The sequence below is a fragment of the Stenotrophomonas sp. genome (assembly GCF_032061965.1).
Classification (GTDB): Bacteria; Pseudomonadota; Gammaproteobacteria; order Xanthomonadales; family Xanthomonadaceae; genus Stenotrophomonas.
On the sequence record NZ_DAMBEF010000027.1, the window covers coordinates 43134 to 53592 of the forward strand.

The following is a 10459-nucleotide window of genomic DNA, read 5'->3' on the forward strand; positions in this document are numbered from 1 at the left end:
ATTCATTTACCCCCCCAATTGGATCTGATCCAGCCAGCACCCCTTTGGCCGGATCGTAGCACCGGATGGGGCGGGGCGCCTGTCGGGTCGACGGTGCTGTCGGGGCAGCCCTGACACATACGGCCGTTCGTCGGGAAATATCAGCCTAAATCAACGCCGAATGAGACTGGCTATTGAAGATCGGTACACGTGCGGTTAACAATCGCGCCACCCGCGGGAACGGGGGCGTCATGTTGGCTTCATGGCATATGACTTCTAATGCCACTCAACCAGCACGCTGATACTGGGGATAGACGGAACTGTGACAACTCACCTCGCACCAATGACGATTTTCAACGACCTGCTTGAGAAGGTGGTTGAGGGCATGCATCGTCCGATTCCTGAAATGGAATTGCGACGCATCGAAAAGAAGGCTGAGGCCCTCAAGGGCGCTGATTACTCTGGATGGTTTGACATCCGCTCGGCGGTTGCTGCATTGCGTGGCAACTATATTGAGTGTGACCAGTGCTTTGAGAATGCACTGAGGCATTCCGATGAAAAGTCCGGCACAGTCATGCGGTACTTGATTCTGTGTGGCGGCCTGGGTCGGAATGAGCGGCTGAAGGAGCAGTTTGAACGCTTCGCACCACTGTTGCGCAATGACCCTACGGCTATAAGGCACGTAGCGTCACTGCTTGTAGGAGCTGGCTATGTCGCATCCTCAAAGCAGTTCTCGGGGGAATTGCTGCGCCTCAAAGACGAGGAGCGCGATTCTGATATCTGTTCCCTGTCAGTCGATATCGTCGACGACTCGACAGATGGCAATGGCAATGGCATTAAAGAGGATGCCGTAGCTCAAGTTGTTTCATTCGTGCACGGTTTCCTGCGCGCGCGTGGCGGATTTCCAAATTCGATCACATCCTCAATTGTTCAGTATGAAGACGGCAATGCTGGCCTTCATTACAGGTTCCAAGTCGAAACGAACTCTGAGGGCGCAGCAGATCTGGAATGGGCTATGTTTGAGGCTCTGGCGGAGAAGGAGTTTGAGGCAGAAGTCAGTGGTGCACTATCGTTTTCTGTTGTGGCTGGGGGGCCATGATTCTGCATGAGCGTTACGCACAAGGACTTGAGAAACTACGCAGCAGGGATCGCCGAAACCGACTGTGACGAGACCCATATTCGCTCATCAATCAGTCGAAGCTATTACGCGGCGTTTCATGCAGCTCTTCCGCTTGTGGGAAAACTGCCTGAGTGCTCAAAGATCGGCGACGCCGCTCGAATCTCTCATCATGAAATGGGTGAGCGTCTGCGTGCTTGGGATGTGGGCAGGATTGACCCCCGTCTTGCGAAATTGAAAGTTACCGCAAGAACTCTCGCAACCGCCATGAAGGCTGCACGTGCAGCTCGCGTTCAAGCGGACTACGATATCGATATCGATCTTGTGAAAGCAGATGCACGTGCGCAAGTTGAGAGAACGAGCAAGATTCTGCGAATGATCTTGCAGATTGAAGGCGAGATCCAGCGGCCCGCTGCCTCCGTTCAGAGATAGTTTCGAGCTGTAGTCAGCCCCGCTCCGGTGGGACTTTTCTTTGCCCGTTGAACCACATGAGCGCAAGCTCAGCATGTCCCCAATCCAACAGGGGCATGCAGACAAATGGCCGAGATTTCAGAGACCCAAGCAGGCGGGCGCAACGTCCGAGCATTCCTGGACATGCTCGCCTGGTCCGAGGGCACCGATAACGGCCGGCAGCCCACGCGCGATCGAGGCTATGATGTGATCGTCGGTGGCCAGCTGTTCCGCGACTACGCCGATCACCCGCGCGTGCTGGTCGACCTACCCAAGCTGCGGATCCAGTCCACGGCCGCCGGCCGCTACCAGCTGCTGCGCCGGTACTTCGACGCGTACCGCAAGACGCTCAACCTGCATGACTTCTCGCCGCTGAGCCAGGACCTGATCGCGCTGCAGCAGATCCGCGAGCGCGGGGCATTGCGGTTGATCCAGACCGGCAAGATCGCCGAGGCCATCGCCAAGGTGCGGAACATCTGGGCGAGCCTGCCGGGCGCCGGGTATGGCCAGCATGAGCAGAAACTGGACCGCCTGCTGGACGTGTACCGGCAGGCCGGCGGGGAGGTGGCCTGATGATGGATTCTGACCCGAGCGCGACTGCCCCGTGGTGGGCTGCCGGCGGCGCATTTGCGCTGTGGGCGGTCCGCGAAATTTGGGGTGTGATCAACAGCCGGAAGAAGGACCGAACGGAGACCGACGCCAACGTCACGCTGGTGGGCGGCCTGACCGAGCGCATCGAGCGGCTTGAGCAGTCCCAGGCGCGCGTCACTGCTCAGCTGGATGAAGAAATCAAGCTGCGCCAGGCTGCACAGGAAGAGGCGCACCGGCTGCGGCTGCGGGTGCTGACGCTGGAGAGCGCCATGCGCTCGGTCGGCGCGGTGATCCCATTGGAGCCAACGCCATGATCAACCTCGATCCGCTGCGGCCATACGCCCACCTGATCCGTTGGGCCCTGATCGCCCTGCTGGCCCTCCTGCTGCTGGTGCTGGGCTACCGCTGGGGCTCTGGCCACTGGAAGGGCGAGTACACGGCCGAGGTAGCTGCGCGGGCAGCCGACAACGCAGCCCATGTCGCGACCCTGCAGCGCCTGGCTGATGCCTCTGCCCTGGTGGCGGCCAAAGCCAAGGCCGCATCCACCGCTCTGGCCAAGAGCCGTGCCGAATCCGACGCCAACTATCAAAAGGCCCTGAACGATGCGAAGCGTGCCGAACGTGATCTTGCTACTGCTCTGCGCCGCGGTGATGTGCAGCTGCAGCCGCAGTGGTCCTGTCCTGCGACCGGAACCGGCGCCAGTGGTTCTGCCGCCGATGCCCTCCAAGCCGGTGCCGCAGGGCGCTTCAACAGTGCGGCAAGAATTGTTGCAGCAGCCGACGCAGACGCAGCGCTGATCACCTGGCTGTGGGATAGCTGGAGGGCCGACCGCGATGCGGTGATTGTCGCAGGGTGTGCCGTCGAGGCAACGCGCTGATGGCAGGTCGCAAGATCAAGCTGAAGGACCAGCTGGGGCGGGTCATCAGCGTGCCCGTGGCCACGCCACCGGCTGCGCCTGTGACTCCACCGGTAACGCAGCCGGAGACGCCACGGCCTACTGCGACTGTCTGGAAGCTGATCCGCGAGATCCCGGCGAACATCCAGAAGCTGGCCAAGCTGGTCGGTACCGGCTTCCCGACGCGCGGCCCGGACGGCGAATGGTTCCAGCGGCAGATCGAAGCGGGCGAGGGCATCGATGTTGCCGATGGCGATGGAGTCGCTGGAAACCCGAGCGTTGGCTTGGCCGAGCTGACCGATTCCGGCGGCGGCACGTTGCAGAAGACCCTGCGCGACGACTACGGGCGCCTGGCTGGCACCAGTGAAGCGACCACGTCGGATCTCGCCGAGGGCGGCAACCTTTACTACACGAACGCAAGGGCCGATGCGCGAGCTGCAGTGGCTATCGCTGCTCACGTCGCCGCGGCCGACCCGCACTCTCAATATTTTCCGAAGCCGAGCGGCACTACCGCACAGCTGGTTCGTGGCAACGGCTCGGTATCAAATGCGCTGACTGGACCCATTTCCGTCACGACTACGAGCGACGCCGTGGTCGGGTCGGGCCTGACCATTGTCGGTTTCACTTCGGGGTCCGCTACCGTCGGCGCAGCCGCCAATGGCCGCATGACGCTCACCAACACTCAGTCTACAGACACGCTGATCGACATCGACCCTCAGCCGGGCACTAACAGTGCAACCTCGCAGTTCCGATTCTTCCGCAATACGAATACGACAGGCTCCGCGCGCTTCACGGTGTATCTCGGCGACGGCTCGGCGTCGAACAACGCAGTGATCGCAGGAAAAGGCGCCAATTCATATGTATGCGCAAACAACGGGAACTTCGGCGTCGGCACAGCCGCTGCTGTTGGTGCGAAGCTGGTGGTCGCGGGCGACTACGCCCCAAGCACCGACAACACGTTCTCGTCCGGAACGGCAAGTCTGCGTCACAGTGTTGTATGGGCGGGGACTGGCACGATCAGCATATCGGACGCCCGCGAGAAAACCTCAGTTCGTCCGTTCACTGCTGCCGAGCTAGCTGCAGCCGCAGAGCTGGGCAGGGAGATCGGGGTTTACCAGTGGTTGGCGATGATTGCTGAGAAGGGCGATGCAGCCCGGCAGCACATCGGCATGACCGTGCAAGGGGCGATTGCTGTTCTTGAATCACATGGACTCGACCCGTTCGCCTACGGCTTCATCTGCTATGACCAGTGGGATGAATTGCCAGAGATCCGCGACGAGTGGGAGGCCTTGCCGCAGGTGGTCGACGACTTCGGGAACGTGGTCCAAGAAGCACTGGAAGCCGGGTTTGAGATCGTGCAAGAGCATCGCCCTGCCGGCGACCGCTACTCGTTCCGCATGGACGAGTTGCTGGCGTTCATTGCTCGCGGACTGGCCCATAGGCTGGATGCCATGGAGCAGAGGCTGGCCGTACACCTGCTGGGGTGATCAGGTACGATCAGGGCCTAAGCACCTTGACTTGGGGAAGCCGTGAATACGACCACCATGACGTTCGTTTTCTTGATTGCAGCTCTGCTGCTGGGCATCGCCACCATCTCGGCGATTCGATCAGGTCACGTCTTGAGCATGCCAGCATTTATTGGGATCAGTCGAGCACAGCAGCCGCTGCTGTATTGGCTAGTCATCGCTCTGCAAATCACCGCCGTTGCAGTCTTCATTGGGCTGGCTGCTGCGGGCGGCTAATTCCAGATGCTGCCAAGGCGCGATGCGTTCAATCAACCTCGGTTGACTCGATTAGGCTTAATTGGCATGATTCCGCCCCTACTGGGGAGTAGGGGCCCGGGACGCCGGGCTTTTTATTAGCGGTCTGCGCCGCCGAATGGACTGTGGCATGGCGGGTCCATCAAACGAATTTTTTCGCCCTGCTCCACTAGGCCTATGTGACTTTGCACTCGATGCATGAGCGCGTCGATCGATGCCGCAATCTCGGAGTGGTTTTGCAGATCTTCGGCAGCCGCTAGGGTCTGGCCAGCGAGTAACGCAATTTCATGCATCCTGAGCGTCCTTTCGGCATGGGAGAGTCCGTAGGCGTGGGTCATCAGTTCACAGGCTGCACCTTCAAGTTTGACGCGTAATTTTGAATACAGCATCACGGCCCCCGTCCACCGCAATCGTGTTTCGCGGGATTATGTCCGCTGGGGGTGCGGTCCACGTGAAGACACGCGTCGTCGTAGATCCGGTGGAGCAGGGCCATATTCCGGCTCCGCTGAGCCGCCCCCGTTCTATGGGCAGATTGCTGCTAGAAGGCAGCAAAAGGGGCGTGCGGCTGATTGCGTAAAAGGCGGTGTGTCTGGGAGGAGGGAGGCAAACTCGTTACAATTCGGGCGATGCCCTACACCAATGCCGATCTCCTCGAGTCGCTACGCGAAAAGATCCCTACCTTTCGATGCATTGTGGGATGCCATGATTGTTGTGGTCCCGTCACGGCGTCGTCGGAGGAGGTCGCCAGGTTACCGGTCAAGTCCGATGAAGAACACGAGCGTGCGCTGACAGATCTCACTTGCCCGTATCTGGGTAGTAGTGGCTGCGAGGTATATGCGGAGCGACCTTTAATATGCCGACTGTTCGGTACAAGTCCCAGGCTCCCTTGTCCTAACGGCATGCGGCCGGTTTATATGGTCGATGACACAACAGAGCAAGCGGTTCACAGGTTCCTGGGCAGCACGCGACAAGTTCTATTGTAAGAACCAGGGCAATCGCGGCTGAGGCGTTGTCGCTGCAAGGCAAGCACTGGGGTGCGCTATATACCTGAAATTTGTTGCGGCTGGGCTAATCAAGGCTCCGGGCGGCACGCTGGTCGAAACGCAATCCTCTGCCTACGAACACTGTGTGTGTCCTGAGTGCGTAGCAATTCTTAGGGGGGAACGGATATTCTCTTGCCGTCAGTGGTTGCTGGGCTGACCCCCTCTTCACCGAGAGGGGAAATGCGCTGCGAGCCCAAACTCCAGCGCGCCGGCCGCACGGACCCCCTCTGTGCGCGAGACGCTCGCAAGACTCGTCGTGATCCGGCACTTAGTCAGCGGCTTCTGCGCCGCGGCCTGCAACGCGGAAGGTCTAGGCGCGCTACCGCACCTATCGGACCCGTGGTTGCGGCTTGGTACGTCGAGATTGGCAAGCTTGCATACAGCTCTACAATCTGGTGCTCCCACCGAGTTGCCCACCTGGCTAAGAACAGGGCTGCGCTTTGAGGGTTGTCGTGAAACTGCCGGGCCATGCTCCGCGTTTGTAAGCGCCGCACCGTGCTGGCGCGGCCGTTCGGCAGGTCAGCGGTCAACGCGATGATCTGCCCGCGCAGGGTGAGGGCGTGGCCGCCAACGTGGTCTTGCCAGGCGAATTGAGAGGGAAGCGGCAGGTGCGTCATGGTGCGAATGGTCCAGCCGAGCTGGCTCATCGCCTGAGACTGGCAAGTGCAGAGCTTGGCTCGGCATCTGACCATGACCCACTGTTGATTTTTAGCGCCTCCGGTGTAGGCGGTGAAAATCAACATCAAGCCTGTTGCGTTTGGCCTGCGACCGGTTTTCACCCTTTTGGGTGAAAACCCCTGGCGCCCCCAATTACGGAAAAATCCCGCATTTCAGCACCAGCAGCCGCCTGGCCATCTACCGGGCCAATCTCGGGCCGTGTCAGGCCGAAACCCCTGGGTACATCTACGTTTGACCGCTGGCCTGAGATGTCCAGCACCACGGTGCAAACGCCATTTCTGGCGGTAAAGGGGGCGCCTTTGTCCTGCCGCTGGGTCAGGCTTTGCGCAGGGTTGAGCAGAGCAAGAGTAGGGGAGGCGTTGGGCGGCGGTGGATTATCTACCTCCCGGCATTAGGAGCAGTAGTAGCCCACCTAGCAAGATGCGATAGATCGCGAATCCGGTGAAACGGTGGGCCTTGATGAAACCGAGCAGCCATTTCACTACGATGAAGCCGGTGACGGTCGCTGCAGCGAACGCCAGCGCTATTTCACCCCAAGGCTCGTTGCACAGCCCGTCGTCCCTCAGCACCTCCAAGAACGCGTAGCCGCTGGCGGCAAACATCGTAGGAATACCAAGCAGGAATACGAATTCCGTCGCCGATGAGCGCCGGCTGGTGCCCGCTAGCATGGCTACGAAGATCGCTGCCGCCGAACGGGAGGTGCCGGGAAACACGCCGGCCACCACTTGCGCGAGGCCTACCAAGATCGCCACCTTCCATGTGATCGTGGCAACGTCGCCGCGCTTCTCGGCGAAGTGCTCGGCGATCAGCATCCACGCACCGCCGATGATCAGCGCCAATGCTATCGGGCCGACGGTCTCTGGAAGCTCCCAGCCGGACATACGGACGGGCAATCCGGCCAGCGCGGTGGTCAGGAATGCCACAGCCAGCTTGAGCGAGTAGTCGCGGGTATCAGGATCGCCCCAGCCAGTGGCGAGTTCCCAGACGCGTTTGCGGAACACCAATGTCGTCGCGAGGATCGCGCCGGCTTGGATGACAATGTTGAAGAAATCCGAGCGGTTCCCCAGCCACTGTTGGGCGATCAACAAGTGGCCTGTACTAGAGATGGGAAGAAATTCGGTAAGGCCTTCAAGAATGCCGAGCAGTAGTGCGGCGAGCAGGTCGGTCATGGCGAGTGGCATGTGGGGAATGGGGGAGAATAGCGGAAAGCTCTGCTGCCCAGGCAGAGCAAGCGGGCGTCAGGCCGCCGCCGACAGGCTGCGGCGGTAGGGCCCCAAGTTCTAGGCAATGGCGGCCCGCTCGCAGCCGGAAGAGGTGGTGTAGCGTGCACCCTATTGCCGCGTAACTCGTTGATGCTCAAAGGCCGTGGTGGAGGCTTTCGGCCCCGGGTAGTTGTCCAATCTTTCCTAACGATTCCAACAACTTGTTGGGCTCAGTGCCGATGCCTGGGGGGCAGAGGGTCGTCGGTTCAAATCCGGCCGTCCCGACCAATTACTGCTTTAAGAACAAGGGCTTGCGGCTTACGTCGTGAGCCCTTTTTCGTTGTGCATGCTTTCCGGTTCTTGCACGACGCCCCATTGGTATGGCGGCGCCAGCAAGCGTCAGCCTTCGAAGGCAAACCTTGGCTGAGGCAGGCCTTCGACAATCACCTGTTCCATGAACATGGCATAGGGTCTGGCCCACACGCCCAGGTCGCCATACAGGGGCTTGTAGAGCACCAGTGCTTCCAAGGTTTCGCTGCTGCGGGCGAGGCCGATGACTTCGTACTCACCGCCCTTGAAATGGCGATAGCGTCCAAGCGCGAGAGTGGGAAGGGGCGGTAGATCGGACATTGATGATTTTCTCTGTCGGGTACGGCGAGTGAAGGTAGCAACTGAAAAATAGGCGCTGCGCTGCGGATCGGAAGCGAGGTCGGCGTCCATCCAGGACGATGGGCGAATATCGGTTCAAGCTCGCTGGCCCAGATGGAACCGCGAAGAACAGTGAAAGTGTCGCCTTCGGAGGGTGATGCAATCCTGTCCCTGTTTCTTGCCCAGATCAGGGGTCGCCGACAGGGAGTGGCGACGCGATGCCATCCTCAGCGCTTGCCCAGGTAGCCTTCCAGGACTTGTCGGGCAAGCGTCAGGTTGGTCACGATGGTGGGGCCGAGCAACGCTCGCGTGGCGGGGCCGTTGGTAAGGCTCAGGCCGCGGATGTCCAGAGACTGCCTGATGCGTTTGCCAACGAATCTCTCCAACACTGCAGATGCGGGCAATGAGGCGCGGATCTCGCGCATCTCGGTGATCGCCTCGCGCCAGGCTTTTTCATCCGGAGTGGCGGAAGAGAAGACGCTGATGAGCCTGTCCAAGGTGGTCAACATGTCGTGAAGTAGCTCGTCTTTTGGCATATCTCTTTCCTGGTTCGAAGCGCGAGCCGTACTGGTATTCAGATCGGCGCTGCTGTTATGCATTGGTAGTGGGGCCGGCGCGGCAGTGGTGATGCTGCGGACAGGCCGAGGGTGCAGTGATAACCAGAGGGCGAAACTTGGCTGCCTCACGACGGGGAGGCCCGCGTGCGAAAAGCGTCTACGCAATCCTTCGAATTCACCGATCTGACGCGTTGGGCGAGGGTAACAATCCTTTGCTAGTCTGCGCCTGAAAACAGCGATGGGCCATGGCCCCGGAGTGCACCCATGAAGTTCCTTGTTCATTGTATTGCGGTCCTTCCCTTGCTGGGTGCAGTGACGGCCTGTGCCCCGAAGAACGAGGCGAAGGCCGAAGCTGCCCCGAGCGTCGGCATTGCCAATCCCGCCTCCGAGTATTGCGTGAAGAAGGGCGGCAAGATCGAGATCAAGAAGAACAGCGAGGGTGGCGAGTACGGCATCTGCAATCTTGCGGATGGCACCCAGATCGAAGAGTGGGAGCTGTTCCGGCGCGATAATGCGGCCAGTTCCAACTAGGGCGCGATGGGGCGTTGGGGCTGGATGGGCCCGTTGCTGCCTTTGCCCGCCGTCCTTCAGCGTGCAGTGGGCACGATCCATTCAGCCGCGTGGTTCATTGCGTTAGGGGAAGCGGCAGTCGCCGATTCGCTTGGCCAACGAAGTCGAGCGTCAACGTTGGCTTCGCCATCAGCCGGTACTGCAGCTGATGATCGAAGCTGGGCGCGCTCTAGCGCTGCTCGGTCAGGCGCAGTTTCGACACATCGAAACCCTGGGTTTCTGCTTTTTCGCTGAGTTCTTTGAGCAGGCTGTCGGAAATCTCTTTTTCTCTGCTCAATATCCACAGGTATTCCTTGTCGGGTGTGCCAACAATCGCCCATTGATAGTTGGGATCCAGCGCAATGACCCAGTAGTCGGCCCATACGAATGGCAGGAACGACAGGAAGGCGGGAGCAAAGCGCACCTTCAGTTCGGCAGGGCCATTGCCTGAGGGCTTGGCAAGGCCTTCTGCCTGTAGCGTGCTGCCGTCAGCTTTTTCGCAGCGGTTGATGACCTCGATGTTTCCATCGGCAAGCAGGCGGTAGTTTGCGGTGGTGTTTCGAACGCATTTGCGTTGGAAGTACATCGGGAAGTTGGCCTGCTCATACCAGGTGCCGGCATAGCGTTGCAGGTCGATGTTTTCGACAGACTTCACTTCGGCGCCGTAGGCGATCAGTGGAGACATTAGCAATAGTGCGACTAACAAGAATTTTTTCAGCATTTGGGTCGCCTGGTCGATGAAACACGCACAGGATGCACCGTTTGCTGCCCGGCGCATGTGACGATTTGTCGAGCGCGCGTAGAGACGTCTCCGCGACGGACGCGCAGCATTGTGACTGCTTGTAGGTGGTGTTCACTCGCTTGCGGGTGGTGGAGCACAGCGCAGTGCCGAGCCATCTTCGGCAGGAAATGCCGGGCATAAGACATTTGCACTTTTGTAATGACCCACTGAAAACCTGCTCAGGTGTTAGTTTTCCCAAAGGAGACACC

General features: G+C 59.9%; 14 protein-coding genes. 9 read left to right on the top strand and 5 right to left on the bottom strand.

Features of this window, described 5'->3' with window-relative positions; genetic code table 11:
- The first annotated feature begins 322 nt into the window (after nt 1-322).
- The 7 genes from RT460_RS13965 to RT460_RS13995 all read left to right on the top strand — a co-directional run bounded on the left by RT460_RS13965 (nt 323) and on the right by RT460_RS13995 (nt 4774).
- The gene (locus RT460_RS13965) at nt 323-1078 is read left to right on the top strand and encodes a hypothetical protein (RefSeq protein ID WP_313319524.1); all 756 of its coding nucleotides are present in this window, start codon (nt 323-325) and stop codon (nt 1076-1078) included.
- 6 nt (nt 1079-1084) lie between these two features.
- Nucleotides 1085-1528: a hypothetical protein gene (locus RT460_RS13970; protein ID WP_313319525.1), complete on the top strand. Its 444-nt coding sequence runs from the start codon at nt 1085-1087 to the stop codon at nt 1526-1528.
- A 105-nt stretch (nt 1529-1633) separates the two neighbouring features.
- Nucleotides 1634-2119, top strand: a complete 486-nt coding sequence (locus RT460_RS13975) for a glycoside hydrolase family 104 protein (RefSeq protein WP_313319526.1) — start codon at nt 1634-1636, stop codon at nt 2117-2119.
- 2 nt (nt 2120-2121) lie between these two features.
- Nucleotides 2122-2451, top strand: coding sequence for a hypothetical protein (locus tag RT460_RS13980; protein ID WP_313319527.1), 330 nt, complete (start codon nt 2122-2124; stop codon nt 2449-2451).
- Entirely contained in the window at nt 2448-3014 is a 567-nt protein-coding gene (locus RT460_RS13985) for a hypothetical protein (protein ID WP_313319528.1), read from the top strand. Before RT460_RS13980 ends, RT460_RS13985 begins: the two co-directional genes overlap by 4 nt.
- Nucleotides 3014-4519 carry a tail fiber domain-containing protein gene (locus RT460_RS13990; protein WP_313319529.1) on the top strand — a complete coding sequence of 502 codons (1506 nt, stop codon included), beginning with the start codon at nt 3014-3016 and terminating at the stop codon, nt 4517-4519. Before RT460_RS13985 ends, RT460_RS13990 begins: the two co-directional genes overlap by 1 nt.
- A 42-nt stretch (nt 4520-4561) precedes the next feature.
- Nucleotides 4562-4774: a hypothetical protein gene (locus RT460_RS13995; protein WP_313319530.1), complete on the top strand. Its 213-nt coding sequence runs from the start codon at nt 4562-4564 to the stop codon at nt 4772-4774.
- A 116-nt stretch (nt 4775-4890) separates the two neighbouring features.
- Here the strand turns inward: RT460_RS13995 and RT460_RS14000 are convergent, their stop codons facing one another.
- A complete protein-coding gene (locus RT460_RS14000) occupies nt 4891-5181 on the bottom strand; it encodes a hypothetical protein (protein WP_313319531.1) in 291 nt (96 codons plus the stop codon).
- Nucleotides 5182-5418: 237 nt separating this feature from the next.
- Between RT460_RS14000 and RT460_RS14005 the strand changes: the two genes are divergently transcribed.
- The gene (locus RT460_RS14005; protein ID WP_313319532.1) at nt 5419-5775 is read left to right on the top strand and encodes a YkgJ family cysteine cluster protein; all 357 of its coding nucleotides are present in this window, start codon (nt 5419-5421) and stop codon (nt 5773-5775) included.
- Between the two features lie 1112 nt (nt 5776-6887).
- On the opposite strand, the gene RT460_RS14010 is transcribed toward RT460_RS14005, so the two are convergent.
- The 3 genes from RT460_RS14010 to RT460_RS14020 all read right to left on the bottom strand — a co-directional run bounded on the left by RT460_RS14010 (nt 6888) and on the right by RT460_RS14020 (nt 8899).
- A complete protein-coding gene (locus RT460_RS14010) occupies nt 6888-7682 on the bottom strand; it encodes an undecaprenyl-diphosphate phosphatase (RefSeq protein ID WP_313319533.1) in 795 nt (264 codons plus the stop codon).
- A gap of 432 nt (nt 7683-8114) precedes the next feature.
- Nucleotides 8115-8345: a DUF1653 domain-containing protein gene (locus tag RT460_RS14015; RefSeq protein WP_313319534.1), complete on the bottom strand. Its 231-nt coding sequence runs from the start codon at nt 8343-8345 to the stop codon at nt 8115-8117.
- A 245-nt stretch (nt 8346-8590) separates the two neighbouring features.
- Complete coding sequence (locus tag RT460_RS14020; protein WP_313319535.1) at nt 8591-8899, bottom strand: hypothetical protein; 309 nt, start codon at nt 8897-8899, stop codon at nt 8591-8593.
- Between the two features lie 285 nt (nt 8900-9184).
- Here RT460_RS14020 and RT460_RS14025 point away from each other — a divergent pair, with 285 nt between their 5' ends.
- Entirely contained in the window at nt 9185-9451 is a 267-nt protein-coding gene (locus RT460_RS14025; protein ID WP_313319536.1) for a DUF333 domain-containing protein, read from the top strand.
- A gap of 208 nt (nt 9452-9659) precedes the next feature.
- Here the strand turns inward: RT460_RS14025 and RT460_RS14030 are convergent, their stop codons facing one another.
- Entirely contained in the window at nt 9660-10190 is a 531-nt protein-coding gene (locus RT460_RS14030; RefSeq protein ID WP_313319537.1) for a lipocalin family protein, read from the bottom strand.
- Between the last annotated feature and the right edge of the window lie 269 nt (nt 10191-10459).